This window comes from Gordonia sp. 135, from assembly GCF_009720185.1.
Lineage (GTDB): Bacteria > Actinomycetota > Actinomycetes > Mycobacteriales > Mycobacteriaceae > Gordonia > Gordonia alkanivorans.
Genome location: NZ_CP046257.1, coordinates 2,580,907 through 2,595,711 on the forward strand (window position 1 = coordinate 2,580,907; position 14,805 = coordinate 2,595,711).

Sequence of the window (14,805 nt, forward strand, 5' to 3'; positions counted from 1 at the left end):
TGCGAGTCCACCTCGTCACCGAGCAGCCAGAAGAGAATGAGCCAAGAAGAAAGACAAACCCACCCCTCTTCGTCCGCATTGCGTAACGCCTGTGACTGTTGATCACCAGAGACGACGATGCAGTTAACGAATGTGAAAGATATTGCAACTCCGCGTTTCTGACGTTCCGAACGGCTGTGGAGAAACCTGGTACCCGAACGTATGTTCGAGTACATTGGGGTCATGGCAAAGCTCGACTCCCTCCTCGACCAGCTCATCGCGATCACCCCTCCGGTTGACGACCCCTCTGGGAGAGCAACATTCGAAGAAATCGATTCATTGCGACAGATGCGCAACGTCGTCGACCACAAGATCGTCTGTCACACAGCGCAACTCGGCCAGAGTCAGTTGGCGGAAAGATCCGGTTCCACCACCAAGCGACTGCTGATCGAGATGGGATTCCCACCATCCGCAGCTTCCCGGCTCATGCGCATCCTCGCTGGCCTGTACGGCCTCGGCAAGGTGGTCGGACACGCTGCGGATGGGCGACTGTCGGTCGAGGTCGTCGATGCCGTCGTCAGCGGGGTCGCACTCATCGAGAAACGCTCGCCTGACGGCCTCTCCGACGGTGATCGGGCCGAATTCGAGTCCCAGCTCGTCAGCCAAGCCCTGTCGGGAGCGACGCCCGCCGAGGTCCAGACCTTCGCCCGGCGGATCGGCAACGACGTCGCCGAGTCAGTGGACACGGGCGTTCCCGCATCCGACGATCGCTCATTGAACACGCTCAATCACAGCGTGACGGATGACGCTCGGATCGACATCCGCGCCAATGTCACGCAGGTGATCGGTGAGAAGTTCGCAGCGATGATCGACGAGCGTGCGGCACCTCGCCCAGAGCCGGACGGCGCGGACGATCGACGATCGGCCGAACAACGCCGGGCCGACGCTTTCGAACTACTACTGGACCAGGCAGCTCTCGGCGCATCCGTCGACAGCGCGGGGTCGCCACATACCCAGATCGTGCTGACGATCCCGGCGGACGGTGAAGATCCCGCCGCGCTGCCGTGGACGGGTTCGGTCACGCACGCGACCGCGCGACAGTTGTCCTGCGACGGCTCGGTTTCCGAGATCGTCATCGACGCCGAGACCGTGCCGCTGCAGATGGGCCGTGAGCAGCGCCTGTTCCCGGCCCACCTGCGACGAGCGATCATCATCCGCGATGAGTTCTGCATCAAATGCGGTGCACCGCCGTCTCATACGCAGGTGCACCACGTCGAGCACTGGAGCGACGGCGGAAACACCGATCTCGACAATGGCTGCCTGCTGTGTCAGCGCTGCCATACCCAGGTTCATCACCACGGATGGGACGTCGTCATGGGATTCGATCGACACCCGTGGCTCGTCCCGCCCGTCGAGATCGACCCGCAGCGTCGGCCCTGCCCCGCCTACAACCGCCGCACCATGCGCCTCGACGACGCCGCATGACGCCAGCTTTCGCGTAGCACCTTCTCGCACCCGGCATACGAGCACAGAGCCGGGACCGCATTCGATCTTTGACAAGTACACAGTGTGAACACTGCGAGCCCACGGGCTCCGTCCTGCCCGGCAGTGGCGCTGGGCAGGACGGAACGCCGGGCAATCAGGCTCCGACGTACTCGGCCAGATGCTGTCCGGTCAGGGTGGATCGATCGGCGACGATGTCCGCCGGAGTCCCCTCGGAAACGATCTGACCGCCGTCGTGGCCGGCACCGGGGCCCAGATCGATGATCCAGTCCGCGTGCGCCATCACCGCCTGGTGATGCTCGATGACGATCACCGACTTACCCGAGTCGACGAGCCGGTCGAGCAGCCCGAGGAGCTGTTCGACGTCGGCGAGGTGCAAACCGGTTGTCGGCTCGTCGAGGATGTAGACGTCCCCCTTCTCCCCCATGTGCGTCGCCAGCTTCAGACGCTGGCGTTCGCCGCCGGACAGGGTCGTCAGCGGCTGACCGACCTTGATGTAGCCGAGTCCGACATCGACCATGCGACGCAGGATCTTGTGCGCTGCAAGTAGTTTGGCATCACCATCGGCGAAGAATTCCTCGGCCTGCGCCACCGACATCTCGAGGACCTCACTGATGTTGCGGCCGCCGAGGGTGTACTCGAGGACCTCGGCCTGGAAACGCTTGCCCTCGCACACCTCACACGGGGCCGCGACGCCGGCCATCATGGCGAGGTCGGAGTACACGACACCCGCGCCGTTGCAGTTCGGGCAGGCGCCCTCCGAATTGGCGCTGAACAGAGCCGGTTTGACGCCGTTGGCCTTGGCGAACGCCTTGCGGATCGGTTCGAGCAGTCCGGTGTAGGTGGCCGGGTTGGAGCGTCGCGAACCCTTGATCGCCGTCTGATCGATCGAGACCACGCCGTCGGCGCCGGCGACCGACGAGTTGATCAGCGAACTCTTGCCCGACCCCGCGACGCCGGTCAGCACGACCAGGACACCGAGCGGGATGTCGACGTCGACGTTCTGCAGGTTGTGCATGTTCGCGCCGCGGATCTCGAAAGCACCGCTGGGTGTGCGGACGTCGGGTTTGACCGACGCGCGGTCGTCGAGGTGACGGCCGGTCAGGGTGTCGGCGGCGCGGAGTTCTTCGACCGTGCCCTCGAAGACGATCTCGCCGCCGTCGGTGCCGGCTCGCGGACCGAGGTCGACGACGCGGTCGGCGATGGCGATGACCTCGGGCTTGTGCTCGACGACGAGCACCGTGTTGCCCTTGTCGCGTAGGGCCCGGAGGAGGTCGTTCATGCGCGCGATGTCATGAGGGTGCAATCCGATCGACGGCTCGTCGAAGACGTAGGTGACGTCGGTGAGTGACGATCCGAGGTGACGGATCAGCTTGGTGCGCTGGGCTTCACCGCCCGACAGCGTTCCCGCCGGGCGGTCGAGGGACAGATAGCCCAGGCCGATGTCCACGAATGCGTCGAGATGTTCGCGGAGCGACTTGATCAGGGGCGCCGCCGACGGTTCGTCGAGTTCGGCGACCCATTGCGCCAGATCGCTGATCTGCATCGAGCAGGCGTCGGCGATGGAGATGCCATTGATCTTCGACGACCGGGCCTCGGCGGTGAGTCGGGTGCCCTCACAGTCCGGGCAGGTCTGGAAGGTGATGGCGCGGTCGACGAAGGCGCGGATGTGCGGCTGCATCGCCTCGCGGTCCTTGCTCAGCATCGACTTCTGGATCTTGGGGATCAGACCCTCGAAGGTGACGTTGATGCCGTCGACCTTGATTCGCGTCGGTTCCTTGTAGAGCAGGTCGTTGAGCTGCTTCTTGGTGTACTTGGCGATCGGCTTGTCGGGGTCGAAGTAGCCGCAGCCGCGGTAGATCCGCCCGTACCAGCCGTCCATCGTGTAACCGGGGATCGTCAGGGCGCCCTCGTTGAGTGACTTCGACGAGTCGTAGAGCGCGGTCAGGTCGAAGTCGGAGACATCGCCGCGGCCCTCACAGCGCGGACACATGCCGCCGGTGACCGAGAAGCTGCGGCGCTCCTTGACCTTCTGGCCGCCCTTCTCAACGGTGACCGCACCCGCGCCGCTGATCGACGCGACGTTGAACGAGAACGCCTGCGGCGAACCGATGTGCGGTTTCCCCAAGCGGCTGAACAGGATTCGCAGCATCGCGTTCGCGTCGGTAGCGGTGCCGACCGTCGACCGCACGTTCGCGCCCATGCGTTCCTGGTCGACGATGATCGCCGTGGTGAGTCCTTCGAGGACGTCGACATCGGGCCGGGCCATCGACGGCATGAAGCCCTGCACGAAGGCGCTGTACGTCTCATTGATCAGACGCTGCGATTCGGCGGCGATCGTGCTGAAGACCAGAGAGCTCTTACCGGACCCCGACACACCCGTGAACACGGTCAACCGCCGTTTGAGCAGCTCGACGTCGACGTTCTTGAGGTTGTTCTCGCGGGCCCCGTGCACCCGGATGCGGTCGTGAGTGTCGGCGGGATGGGTGTCGTACTCGTCGACCGGGGCGGATCGGGGCGTCGACTTCGTGCGCGAGGCAGGGCTCATCGTGTCTCCATCGCGGCGGCGCGTCTCGGTGCGCAGCCATCGTCGTGATCGGGCAGGATTTCCGTTGGCGTACTGGTCTGACTCGATCCAACCAGGAGAGTCATCGGCGATTCGGCAACTCCCCCGGCGAGCGCTTCACGTGGCGGCAATCGACCGGCGCCGCACACCTTTCAGGCCGCCTGGTCGATACGGATCAGGTTGCCGGAAGGGTCCCGCACCGCGGCGTCGCGGACGCCGTAGGGCTGGTCCATCGGCTCCTGCACGATGTCGACGCCACTGGCCTGCAGCTTCTCGAACAGTCCGTCGAGGTCCTCGGTGGCGAGGGTGAGCGCGCCGTAGCTGCCCTTGGCGATCAACTCGAGGATGGTCTGCCTTTCGGCGTCCGTGATGCCCGGTTCGGCGGCCGGCGGGTACAGCACGATCGACGTGCCCGGCTGATTCGGCGGGCCGACCGTCAGCCAACGCATGCCCTCGTATCCGACGTCCTTGCGGACCTCGAAGCCGAGGATGTCGCGGTAGAAGCCGAGAGCTGCTTCGCCATCGGTGTGTGGGAGGAATGCGTACTGGATGCTGATGTTCATGGATGTCAGGCTAGGCATCCTCACCCCCGCTGCGCTTCTCGATTCCTGATCGGTCTGGTGATGTTCTTGGCCATGCATGCAGGGATTCCGTCGGTGGCATCGGCGGACTGCTCGCGATACACCTTCGGCGGTACCCCGACGAGCTCGGTGAACCGCGTGCTGAACGTCCCGAGGGACGAACAGCCGACCTCGAAACAGACCTCGGTGACGCTGAGATCGCCCCGGCGCAGCAGCGTCATCGCCCGCTCGATGCGGCGGGTCATCAGGTAGGAGTACGGCGACTCACCATAGGTCTGACGGAACTTGCGGCTCAGATGCCCGGCCGACATGTTGACGCCCCGCGCCAGCGCCTCGACGTCGAGCGGCTGCGCATACTCACGGTCGATCCGGTCACGGACCTGGCGGAGCAGGGTCAGGTCACGCAACCGCTGGTCGGAATCGGATCGGGGCACCCGTCGATCGTAGATCGTCAACCGGCGCGCGGGGCCCACTCAGCCGCGCAGAACTGCGGCGATGTCGACGCTGAGCTCTTGGAGCCGTTCGGCGGCGCGGAGGTGCGGGACCTCGGTGTCCGCACAATCGAGGACGACCTCGAGGTAGCACTTCAGCTTCGGTTCGGTGCCCGACGGCCGCACGACGACCCGGTCGTCGGCGGCCGTGCGGAGGACGAGTGCATCGGTGGGCGGAAGGTCGCCGGAACCCGTGGCGAGGTCGAGGACCTCGACGACCTGGGAGCCGGCGAGTGCGTCGATCGTCGTGGTGCGTAACCGGTCCATCATCTGTCCGATCTCGGCGACGTCGTCGACGCGAATCGTCAGCGGGGCAGTCGCGTGGAGGCCGTGGCGTCGGGCGAGGTCATCGAGGAGGTCGACGAGTGTGCGGCCGTCGGCGGCGAGTTCTTCGACGAGACCGATGACCCGGACCATTGCAGAGATCCCGTCCTTGTCGCGCACGGCCTCCGGGTCGGTGCAGTACCCGATGGCCTCCTCGTAGCCGAATCGCAGATCCGGTGTCCGGGCGATCCATTTGAAGCCGGTGAGGGTCGCCGCGAACCGAAGTCCGTGATGGCCGGCGATCTTCCCCAGCAGCCGGCTCGACACGATCGAGCAGGCGAGCGTGTTCCCGTTGCGACCGGCGTCGCGGGCGGCCTGTTCGCCCAGCAGCCAACCGATTTCGTCGCCGGTGAGCTGCCGCCAGCCACGGTCGGTGGGGGTGGCGACCGAGCAGCGGTCGGCGTCCGGATCGAGGGCGATCACCACATGTGCGTCGACGTGGCGGGCGAGATCGAGAGCACGGTCGAGGGCTCCGGGTTCTTCCGGGTTCGGGAAGGGGACGGTCGGGAAATCGGGGTCGGGAGAGAACTGGTCGCCGACGACGTGGACGTCGGTGACGCCTGCAGCGCTCAACACGGCGAGTGCCGTCGAACCGCCGACGCCGTGCATCGGGGTCAGGACGACGCGCACCGGGCTGGGGCCGGTGCCGGGCCGGAGTGCGGCGGCCCGGGCGATGTACGCCTCGAGAGTCGTACCGTCGAGGGCGACGACCGAGGCGGCGTCGCGGGTGATCTCGTCAGCCGGCGGCGCGGAGTCGATGAAGGCGGCGATCTGCTCGTCGGCGGGCGGGACGATCTGGACGCCACGACCGGCAGAGTCGGTGGCGCGGCCACCGAGGTACACCTTGTAGCCATTGTCGGCAGGCGGATTGTGCGACGCGGTGATCATCACCCCGGCGTCGCAGTCGAGCGCGCGGGTGGCGTACGCGGTCACCGGGGTCGGTAGCCGACGAGGGAGCGTCATCACGGTGACGCCCTGTGCGGCAAGGACTTCGGCGGCGGCGTCGAGGAAAGCATCGGAACCGTACCGGGCATCGCAACCGATGACGGCGCGCGCATCGGGCCCGACGGTCTCGATGAGGTGGCGGCCGAGGCCGTACGTGGCGCGGGTGACCACCGCGACGTTCATACGGGTCTCCCCCGCCCCGACCTCGCCTCGCAGCCCTGCGGTACCGAAGGTCAGCGGGCCGCGGAATCGGGAGTCGAGATCGGCGCCGGCCGCGGCGTCTCCGGATTCGGCTGCCTCGATGAGGCCGGCGAGTTCGGCGCGGGTCGCCGGATCCGGGTCGTGGTCTCGCCAGGTACGCGCGGTCTCGATCACCCGCGCGACGCTATCAGTCAGCGGATTCGGCGGTGACATTCGACGCGGTCGCCGAGAGCGACCTTCGCTCCCCGGAGGATCTGAGTGTCCATCCCCACGAGCGTGATCTTCTCGGTCGGCACCGGCCGGGTTCGGGGATGGCCACCGATCGTCGCCCGCGGCCCCACCCGGACCCGTTCGTCGAGGATCGACCACGACACGGACGCCCCGGTGCCGATCACGGAGTCCGCGAAGACAACCGAGTCGACGACGGTGGCCCCCTTCTCCACCACCACGCCCGGTCCGAGGACGCTGCGTCGCACGGTTCCGCACACGTGGGCGCCGCTGCTGACGAGGCTGTCCTCGACGACCGCCCCGGTTTCTATCCGGGCCGCGGCGCGCTGCGGCTGGTTCGTCAGGACCGGTCGCTCGGCGCGGAAGACGTCGATCCTGCCGTCGATCAGATCCCGATGTGCCTGCAGGTAGGTCTCCGGCCGGCCGGCGTCGATCCAGTACCCCGACATCGCGTGCGCAACCGTCTTTCCGCGGTCGACGAACCACGGCACGAGGTGTTCGCCGAAGTCGCCGAGCCCGGTGTCGTCCTCGGCCGAACCCACCGTCGTCTCGCGCACCAGGCCTTCGAGTCCTTCGATGAGCACCTGCGGGTCGTAGATGAAGATCTCGGTGGCGATCGTGCGGGTCGTCGCACGGTCGGGCTTGTAGCGGAACTCGCGGACGGTGCCGTCGCGGCGGGAGGTGACCGTGGCGTGCTGGGACGCCTCCTCCAGCGAACAGGTCGTGGTGACGATGGTGCATTCGGCGCCGCGGCTGCGGTGGGTGTCGAGGGCGTCGCGGAAGTCGAAATCGTAGACGTGGTCGGCGCTCATGACGATCACCTCGGCCGGTCCGTGTTCGGCAATGCGGTCGCGGATCCGGTAGAGAAGGTCGGCGTTGCCGGTGGCGAAGCCGTCCTCGGTCTCCGGGGCGTCGGTCTGCTCGGGAATGACGATCCGCAGTCCGCCGCTCGTGCGGTCGAGGTCCCAGGGGCGCCCGCCGGCGACCAGTTGGGTCAGCGTCTCCGCCTCGTACTGGACGCACAGCCAGACGTCGTCGACGTGACTGTGGTGCAGGTTCGACAGCGGGAAGTCGATGAGTTGATAGTTCCCCGCGAACGGCAGGGCCGGTTTGGCCCGTCGATCGGTCAACACCTCCATCCGGGAACCACGCCCACCGGCCTGCACGATCGCGAGAACATCAGAGTGCCGCATCAGCCCAGTGTGCCCGAGACCTCGATCTGTACCGGGATGATCGGATGGGCGAGGAGAAGGGAGAACCCGGTGGAACGGACCGATTGCCTGGTGGTGGGCGGCGGCATCGTGGGTCTGGCCGTGGCTCATGCGCTGGCTTCGACCGGGCGCGAGGTGATCGTCGTCGAGGCGGCCGACTCGGTCGGTACGCAGACGACCTCGCGGAGTTCGGAGGTCATCCACGCAGGGATCTACTATCCCGAGGGCAGTCTGAAGGCGCGGTTGTGCGTGCGGGGTCGTGAACTCCTCACCCGGTACTGCGACGAGCACGGCGTCTCCTGGCGTCGCCCGGGCAAGCTGATCGTGGCCACCGACGACGCCCAGACCGACCGGCTCGACGTACTGCTCCGGCACGGACTGACGAACGGTGTCGCCGATCTGCGACGGATCGACGGTGCCGAACTGCACGAACTGGAACCAGATGTGCACGGTGTGGCCGCGCTGCTGTCGCCGTCGACCGGGATCGTCGACGTCGACGGCATGGTCCGGGCTCTGCGACGGGACCTCGAGTCCGCAGGCGGCGCAGTGGCGTTGCGTAGCAGGGTGATCGGCGGGCGCGTCGACAGCGGCGGAGTCACCGTCGACACTGCGGAGGCCGGCTCGGCGTCGGCGAAGATGCTCGTGAACTGCGCCGGGCTGGGTGCGTGGGACGTTGCCCGCTCCCTGGACGGGTTCGACGGTCCGATCCCGCCGCGACACCTGGCGAAGGGCAATTATTTCGGATTGTCCGGTGCACGAGCACCATTCGAGCACCTGGTCTATCCCGTGCCGGTCGACGGCGGACTGGGCGTGCACTTCATCATGGACCTCGCCGGTGCGGCGCGCTTCGGCCCGGACGTGGAGTGGGTTGACGGCGAGCAGCTCGACTACTCGGTCGACGAGACACGCCTGGCCGGGTTCGAGGAGTCGATCCGCCGCTACTGGCCCGGATTGCCCTCGGGCACACTGACTCCCGCATACGCAGGAATCCGACCCAAGACCAGCGGCCCCGGCGAGGCGACCGCGGACTTCACCATCCACGGGCCGGCCACACACGGGCACGCCGGGCTGGTCACCCTGTTCGGCATCGAGTCGCCAGGCATCACCTCGTGCCTGGCGATCGGCGAGTACGTCGTCGGGGTCCTCGGTCTCTGAGCCGAACCGCTCATCATCTCTGTACCGGCTCACGATTTCCGCGTGAGCGGGAACGGAGATCGTGAGCGACCCGTGAGCGGAGCTACTTGGCGGCGTATTGGTAAGCGGCGCTCTGCTTCTCGCGCTTCTTCATGGCCTGGATCGCGTCGTGGTGGCGACGGGCGTGGTAGGCCAGCGGGAAGTAGGTCGCACGCTCGGGCAGGGTGCGGTAGGCGAACCGCAGGCGACGGTGGATCTTCTCGAGGTGGCGCTGCTCCTCGTTGGTCCACGTCAGCCCGAGGATCTCGCGCACGCGCGGATCCATGACGCCGACGGTCGTGAGGTAGTTGAAATCCTGGAACGGGACCGACGCGGTGGCGGCTACCTTCTTGACGGCCGGGCGCAGCGCCTTGGGAACGGTCTTCGGCACCGGCGGGGCGGCACGCATCTGCTCGATGAGTTCGATCGCCACCGGGTGACGGACCAGCTTGTTCTCGACGAAGTCGTCGAAGTACTCCTCGAACTCCTCGAGGGTCTCCGGGTAGCCCTTCATCGGGACCTGGACGATCTTCGCGATGCGACGGTTGTCGCGGAGTAGTTCCGTGCGCTCCTCGAGTGTGAACTCACGGCCGAGGACGAGCGGCGCGGCCGTGGTCATCGTCGGGAATGCGGTCGCGATGACCCACGCGTAGGCCTCCGGGTTGAGCGCACTGATGTGCTTGCCCTCGGCGTTGCGCATCTGCAGCGGCTGGTGCAGCTTCCGCAGGCGGTGCCCCTCGGCGATGGCTTCCTGACCGCCGTAGGTCCAGCGCAGCACCGAGTCGGCGGACCGGATCGCCCGCCCGACCGGGTCCGTGCGGAACACCGAGTACTTGTCGACGACATCGCCGATCACCGGATGCATCACCTGCATCACGAACGCGGCACCGTTGATCGGCAGGAACGTGTAGAGCCCGGTGAGCTGCGCGGTCAGCGAATCCGGCGGGATCAGCTCGATCTCGTCGTCACGGTGGTTGATCAGGCGATCGGTGTCCTCGAGTGCGGCGGTCGTCGGTTCGTCGTGTACCGCGGTCATGGTGCCCCCAACGTCGTTTTCGACAGCGTGTCTTTCGACAACATTCGTAGTCAGATTAGCGCAGGGGGCGCCGAAAACCCAGGTTTCGGCACTCAAGCAGGACCGATGATGACCGTGCGGGTGCCGAGGGCGCGTTCTCGGACGGTGAAGATGCGGGTGCCTTTCTTGCGGCCCGTACGGATCTCACTGAGTGCCAAACCCGCAGACGACAGACGCGCGTGGGTCACCTCGACGTCGGTGGACCGCCAGGCGACACCCCACAGCGAGGTCGCAGCGGGGGTCGGCGGCTCGGTCGAGGTCGCGGCGGTGACGACCTCGACGATGAGGTCAGCGGCGCGGAAGAACAGCTGCCGGGCGTTGTCGCCGAGCGGCTGGTCGAGCCGGAAGTCCAGGCCGAACACGCCGCCGAACAGCGCGACCGCCCGATCGCGGTTGTCGCAGGTGAAGACGAGGTGGTCCATCCCCGTCACATCCCCGGCATGTGTCGACTCCCCCACGGCCTCACGGGCGGCGACACCGAGCGGGGCCGTCTCGCCGAACACCCCGAGCGTCGACTCGACCACGGGGAAGCCGCGTCGGACCAGCAGCCGGTGCATCGCCGGGAGGTCGTCGGCCGTGAAATACACCCGGTGATCGGCTTCGGCATCAGCATCCCCGGCGGGTGCCTGACGCAACCGGAGCTCGGTGTTCCCGAGAACCACTGCCGGCGAATCGGCATCGGGCGTACCGGAGAGACCGAGAAGGCTCGCGTGAGTACGGGCGGCGAGTGCGGGGTCGGCGCAGGCGAGTTCGACGATCGCGGTCGGGAACGGGTTCGGCGGGATCACCGCTTCTTCTTACCCTTCCGCCTACGGGGTCCCGGCGGGGTGGGTCGGTACGTCAGCCGCGCCGAGCTGGTGATGTGCCAGGCACCGCACATGCACTCGTAGTAGCGGAGTGACAGGGTGCCCAGCGCTCGCCGCTTGATGCGGTCGATGCCGTCGAGCGCATCGGCCGGCGACGAGAAGGGAAGCTTGTCCGGTGTCGGACACTCGGCTGCCTCGATCCGACGCTCCGCTCGCGCCGCGGGGCGCCGGTGCATAAGCTCGTGGAAAGCCGTCCGTGCCTCGATCTCGCGGTAGAACGATTCGAGATCGTCGTCGGAGAAGGGCACGGATCGATTATCCCCTCACCGCGGATCGTCGGCAGAACCGCGCCCGGCGCGTGACTAGCGGGCCATCCACAGACGACGGCGGATGACCTCACGCATACGGCGTAGCTCGGCGGCGCTCAGGGCCTCCGGCGGATCGGCGTCGACGATCCGGTTGAGCTCGGTGAAGAAATCTCGATCAGACAGCCCGAATTCCTCGATGATCTGCTTCGACGACCCACCGCCCAGCGGGTACCAGTACTTCTCGAACTGGATCATCTGCTGCTGCCTGTCGTTCATTCCACCTCCAACTGCGTGCTGTTTGCGAAGTAGTGCCGGGGCACCTCGCCCCGGTCGCGCAATCCCGGGATCGTGCGTGACGCACGTCACCGACGGAGTCCTTTGTACACCTGTCGACCGACAGTCGGGAGCAAGTGACCCAGGGTGATTCGAATGTGTCTCAGAACGTTCACCGGAAGGTCATGAATTCCCGTCGAACGCTTCCGATCGGGGCATCAGGCGTTCACCGAAGACGGGGTTTTCGGGCGTCGTGAGTCGCGTCGATTCGCCCGGATGCTGCTCGCGAGCGAGGCACCGATGAACGCCACTCCGACGAGGCCGGTGACGATCTCGTCGATATGGAATTCCACGCCCAGAAGGAGGATGACGGCGAGCGCGCCGATCGCCCAGTGCGCTCCGTGCTCGAGATACCGGTACTCCCCCAGCGTGCCTGTACGCACGAGGTAGATCGTGATGGACCGGACGAACATCGCGCCGATGAAACCGAGGCCGAGCGCGATGATGATCGGGTCAGAGGTGATCGCGAACGCGCCGATCACGCCGTCGAAGGAGAAGGACGCGTCGAGCACCTCGAGGTAGAGGAAGAGGAAGAACGCGGCCTTGCCGGTCGCCCTGGTCGCTCGGGTCGGACCCGGCTCGTCGTGTTCCGGACCGTCGGACATGAACAGCGAACTGAGTCCGTCGACGGTGATGTAGGTGACCATGCCGAGGATCCCGGCGATCAGGACGGTGGCCCTGATGTCGTCGGACGCGAGGTACTCCGCGCAGAGCACGAGGCCGGTCGACGCGAGCACGACCGGTAGCTGGTCGAGCTTGCCGATCTTGGCCAGTGGGCGCTCGAGCCACGTCAGCCAGGTGCGCTCCCGCTCGGTCAGCACGAAGTTCAGGAACAGCAGCAACAGGAACATGCCACCGAACGCGGCGATCTGCGGATGCGCCTCGGTGAGGATCGTCTCGTAGCTGGGTTGGCCGTCGGCGAAGTGGGTCTGCCCCTCCGGCGGTGGGTTGGTGGCCAACCGCAGCGCCTCGGCCGGATTCAGGCCGCCGGTGATCCAGACGATCAACAGCGGGAACAGCAGACGCATCCCGAAGACCGCGATGAGCACGCCCACGGTCAGGAACATGCGCTGCCAGAACTCCGACATCCGCTCGAGGATGGTCGCGTTGATGACGGCGTTGTCGAACGACAGCGACACCTCGAGCACGCCGAGGATGGCGCACAGCGCGAGCCCGGTCCAGCCGAGGTAGAGATAGGCGACGATCAGCGCCGCCACCGAGACGACGGCGGACAGGCCGAAGATGCGCGTGATCACCGCAGCTTCTCGGCTTCCTTCGCGAGTTCGAGCAGGGTGTCGGTCAGCTCTGCCAGGACATCGTGGTCGGCGCGTTCGGCGACCGCGGTGCCGAGGTCCTCCGCGGCGCAGCGGAGGGCGAACATCCGGTCCCCGAAGTCCGCGGCCTCGGCCGCGGACAGGATCACGGCGTCGGCGGGAATGGACGTGCCCTCGAGGAGCGTTCTCTGCTCATAGGCGCGCTGCCTGCACGAACGCTTGCAGTACTTGCGGCGCCGGCCGAGTTCGGAGTCGACCATCATCGAGCCGCACCAGGCACAGTTGTACGGGCGGCGCCGGTGATGGGAGACCTGTTCCACATCGGAGACGGTACCCCGATCGGACGCCCGGAGACCGGCACGGCACGTCCGGCAGCCGCCACCGGCAACACGGGTCGTCGGCGGTGGCGAGCCACCGGGAGGAATGCGCGTAGAATGTTCCTGTTGACGACTCAGTTGGCTGCGTTCGATGGTGAACGCCGCGTGAACACAGCTGATAGATCCGGCAAACTGAGAATCTGACGAAGCTTTGAGAGGAACCCTTCATGGCAGATCGAGTACTTCGGGGTAGCCGCCTCGGCGCGGTGAGCTACGAGACCGATCGCGACCACGACCTCGCGCCACGTCGCATCGTCCAGTACCGCACCGACAACGGTGAGATCTTCGACGTGCCTTTCGCCGACGACGCCGAGGTGCCGTCGAAGTGGCCGTGCAAGAACGGTATGGAAGGCACGATCCTCGAGGGCGCAGAGCCCGAGGAGAAGAAGACGAAGCCGCCGCGCACCCACTGGGACATGCTGCTCGAGCGTCGCAGCGAGGAAGAGCTCGAGGTGCTTCTCAACGAGCGCCTCGACCTCCTGAAACAACGTCGCAAGGGCATCTCGCACTGAGCCCGACCGCTTGACATACAGACCGGCCCGGCAGGAACACCTGCCGGGCCGGTCTGTATGTGTATGCCGAGCTAGGAGTTCTTGACGAGGCCCAGGCGCTCGAGGCGGCTCTGGATGCCCCAGCGCGCGACCATCGTGAAGGCCTCCGACATGACGCCACCACTCATCTTGGACACGCCCAGCTCACGTTCGGTGAACGTGATCGGCACCTCGCGGACATCGAACCCGGCCCGCACGGTCCGCCAGGCCAGGTCGATCTGGAAGCAGTAACCGGCCGACTCGACCGTGTCGAGCTGGATCTTCTCCAGCACGCTGCGCCGGTAGGCGCGGAAGCCGGCGGTGATGTCGTGCACCTTGGCGCCGAGAGCGACGCGGGCGTAGGTGTTGGCGCCGCGCGAGAGGAACTCACGGTGCTTGGGCCAGTTCACCAGCTTGCCGCCGGGAACGTACCGGGATCCGATCACGAGGTCGGCGCCGTCGTTGATGGCGTCGAACAGGCGGTGCAGCTGTTCGGGGGCGTGACTGCCGTCGGCGTCCATCTCGACGATGACCGGGTAGTCGCGGCTCAGGCCCCACGCGAAACCGGCAAGGTAGGCCTTGCCGAGGCCGTCCTTCTCCTCGCGGTGCAGCACGTGGATGCGACCCGACTCCTCGCCCTTCTCGGCGTGTGCCTCGGCGTCCTGGCGGGCCAGCTTCTCGGCGACCTCGCCGGTGCCGTCCGGACTGGAGTCGTCGACCACCAGCAGGTGCACGCCGGGCAGGGCGGCCTGGAGGCGTTCGACGATCACCGGCAGGTTGTCGCGCTCGTTGAACGTCGGCACGACGACCAGTGCGCCCGCTCCGTCGGCGCCGACCACCGGCTGCGGCGCGTCGCCTGACTGCCGCTGTCCTGCCGAGGCGTCAATCCCCGATGCCATC

15 protein-coding genes are annotated in these 14,805 nt (G+C 66.7%); 3 read left to right on the plus strand and 12 right to left on the minus strand.

The window, feature by feature from the left end; genetic code table 11:
* Positions 1 to 201: 201 nt before the first annotated feature.
* The gene (locus GKZ92_RS11595) at positions 202 to 1,464 is read left to right on the plus strand and encodes an HNH endonuclease (protein ID WP_006360360.1); all 1,263 of its coding nucleotides are present in this window, start codon (positions 202 to 204) and stop codon (positions 1,462 to 1,464) included.
* Between the two features lie 154 nt (positions 1,465 to 1,618).
* Here GKZ92_RS11595 and GKZ92_RS11600 read toward each other — a convergent pair whose 3' ends face one another.
* The 5 genes from GKZ92_RS11600 to GKZ92_RS11620 all read right to left on the minus strand — a co-directional run bounded on the left by GKZ92_RS11600 (position 1,619) and on the right by GKZ92_RS11620 (position 8,011).
* Positions 1,619 to 4,030, minus strand: a complete 2,412-nt coding sequence (locus GKZ92_RS11600; RefSeq protein ID WP_006360361.1) for an ATP-binding cassette domain-containing protein — start codon at positions 4,028 to 4,030, stop codon at positions 1,619 to 1,621.
* Positions 4,031 to 4,200: 170 nt separating this feature from the next.
* Positions 4,201 to 4,611: a VOC family protein gene (locus GKZ92_RS11605; RefSeq protein WP_035751617.1), complete on the minus strand. Its 411-nt coding sequence runs from the start codon at positions 4,609 to 4,611 to the stop codon at positions 4,201 to 4,203.
* Between the two features lie 20 nt (positions 4,612 to 4,631).
* On the minus strand, positions 4,632 to 5,063 hold the full coding sequence (locus GKZ92_RS11610; RefSeq protein ID WP_040004352.1) for a helix-turn-helix transcriptional regulator: 432 nt from the start codon (positions 5,061 to 5,063) through the stop codon (positions 4,632 to 4,634).
* A gap of 39 nt (positions 5,064 to 5,102) precedes the next feature.
* On the minus strand, positions 5,103 to 6,803 hold the full coding sequence (locus GKZ92_RS11615; protein ID WP_006360364.1) for a phospho-sugar mutase: 1,701 nt from the start codon (positions 6,801 to 6,803) through the stop codon (positions 5,103 to 5,105).
* The gene (locus tag GKZ92_RS11620) at positions 6,782 to 8,011 is read right to left on the minus strand and encodes a glucose-1-phosphate adenylyltransferase family protein (protein WP_035751613.1); all 1,230 of its coding nucleotides are present in this window, start codon (positions 8,009 to 8,011) and stop codon (positions 6,782 to 6,784) included. The genes GKZ92_RS11615 and GKZ92_RS11620 overlap by 22 nt, the downstream gene beginning before the upstream one ends.
* Before the next feature lie 69 nt (positions 8,012 to 8,080).
* On the opposite strand from GKZ92_RS11620, the gene GKZ92_RS11625 reads away from it, so the two are divergent.
* Complete coding sequence (locus GKZ92_RS11625; protein ID WP_006360366.1) at positions 8,081 to 9,184, plus strand: NAD(P)/FAD-dependent oxidoreductase; 1,104 nt, start codon at positions 8,081 to 8,083, stop codon at positions 9,182 to 9,184.
* Positions 9,185 to 9,266: 82 nt separating this feature from the next.
* Here the strand turns inward: GKZ92_RS11625 and GKZ92_RS11630 are convergent, their stop codons facing one another.
* The 6 genes from GKZ92_RS11630 to GKZ92_RS11655 all read right to left on the minus strand — a co-directional run bounded on the left by GKZ92_RS11630 (position 9,267) and on the right by GKZ92_RS11655 (position 13,261).
* Positions 9,267 to 10,238 (minus strand): oxygenase MpaB family protein, encoded by a 972-nt coding sequence (locus GKZ92_RS11630; RefSeq protein ID WP_006360367.1) that lies wholly within the window; start codon positions 10,236 to 10,238, stop codon positions 9,267 to 9,269.
* A gap of 92 nt (positions 10,239 to 10,330) precedes the next feature.
* On the minus strand, positions 10,331 to 11,065 hold the full coding sequence (locus GKZ92_RS11635) for a VOC family protein (RefSeq protein ID WP_035751611.1): 735 nt from the start codon (positions 11,063 to 11,065) through the stop codon (positions 10,331 to 10,333).
* A complete protein-coding gene (locus tag GKZ92_RS11640) occupies positions 11,062 to 11,391 on the minus strand; it encodes a hypothetical protein (protein ID WP_035751610.1) in 330 nt (109 codons plus the stop codon). Before GKZ92_RS11640 ends, GKZ92_RS11635 begins: the two co-directional genes overlap by 4 nt.
* 54 nt (positions 11,392 to 11,445) lie before the next feature.
* On the minus strand, positions 11,446 to 11,667 hold the full coding sequence (locus GKZ92_RS11645; protein ID WP_006360370.1) for a DUF3263 domain-containing protein: 222 nt from the start codon (positions 11,665 to 11,667) through the stop codon (positions 11,446 to 11,448).
* A 215-nt stretch (positions 11,668 to 11,882) separates the two neighbouring features.
* The gene (locus GKZ92_RS11650; RefSeq protein WP_035751608.1) at positions 11,883 to 12,980 is read right to left on the minus strand and encodes a DUF475 domain-containing protein; all 1,098 of its coding nucleotides are present in this window, start codon (positions 12,978 to 12,980) and stop codon (positions 11,883 to 11,885) included.
* Complete coding sequence (locus tag GKZ92_RS11655) at positions 12,977 to 13,261, minus strand: hypothetical protein (protein WP_005199987.1); 285 nt, start codon at positions 13,259 to 13,261, stop codon at positions 12,977 to 12,979. Before GKZ92_RS11655 ends, GKZ92_RS11650 begins: the two co-directional genes overlap by 4 nt.
* A 281-nt stretch (positions 13,262 to 13,542) precedes the next feature.
* Between GKZ92_RS11655 and GKZ92_RS11660 the strand changes: the two genes are divergently transcribed.
* Complete coding sequence (locus tag GKZ92_RS11660) at positions 13,543 to 13,887, plus strand: RNA polymerase-binding protein RbpA (protein ID WP_006360373.1); 345 nt, start codon at positions 13,543 to 13,545, stop codon at positions 13,885 to 13,887.
* Positions 13,888 to 13,958: 71 nt separating this feature from the next.
* Here GKZ92_RS11660 and GKZ92_RS11665 read toward each other — a convergent pair whose 3' ends face one another.
* The gene (locus GKZ92_RS11665) at positions 13,959 to 14,804 is read right to left on the minus strand and encodes a polyprenol monophosphomannose synthase (RefSeq protein ID WP_035751607.1); all 846 of its coding nucleotides are present in this window, start codon (positions 14,802 to 14,804) and stop codon (positions 13,959 to 13,961) included.
* Between the last annotated feature and the right edge of the window lies 1 nt (position 14,805).

Bases quoted from the DNA above. Each gene is read 5' to 3' on its own strand.
- GKZ92_RS11665 (WP_035751607.1), bottom strand. From the start codon at position 14,804: ATGGCATCGGGGATTGACGCCTCGGCAGGACAGCGGCAGTCAGGCGAC.
- GKZ92_RS11645 (WP_006360370.1), bottom strand. From the start codon at position 11,667: ATGAACGACAGGCAGCAGCAGATGATCCAGTTCGAGAAGTACTGGTAC.
- GKZ92_RS11630 (WP_006360367.1), bottom strand. From the start codon at position 10,238: ATGACCGCGGTACACGACGAACCGACGACCGCCGCACTCGAGGACACC.
- GKZ92_RS11620 (WP_035751613.1), bottom strand. From the start codon at position 8,011: ATGCGGCACTCTGATGTTCTCGCGATCGTGCAGGCCGGTGGGCGTGGT.
- GKZ92_RS11655 (WP_005199987.1), bottom strand. From the start codon at position 13,261: ATGATGGTCGACTCCGAACTCGGCCGGCGCCGCAAGTACTGCAAGCGT.
- GKZ92_RS11615 (WP_006360364.1), bottom strand. From the start codon at position 6,803: ATGTCACCGCCGAATCCGCTGACTGATAGCGTCGCGCGGGTGATCGAG.
- GKZ92_RS11595 (WP_006360360.1), top strand. From the start codon at position 202: ATGTTCGAGTACATTGGGGTCATGGCAAAGCTCGACTCCCTCCTCGAC.
- GKZ92_RS11660 (WP_006360373.1), top strand. From the start codon at position 13,543: ATGGCAGATCGAGTACTTCGGGGTAGCCGCCTCGGCGCGGTGAGCTAC.
- GKZ92_RS11605 (WP_035751617.1), bottom strand. From the start codon at position 4,611: ATGAACATCAGCATCCAGTACGCATTCCTCCCACACACCGATGGCGAA.
- GKZ92_RS11600 (WP_006360361.1), bottom strand. From the start codon at position 4,030: ATGAGCCCTGCCTCGCGCACGAAGTCGACGCCCCGATCCGCCCCGGTC.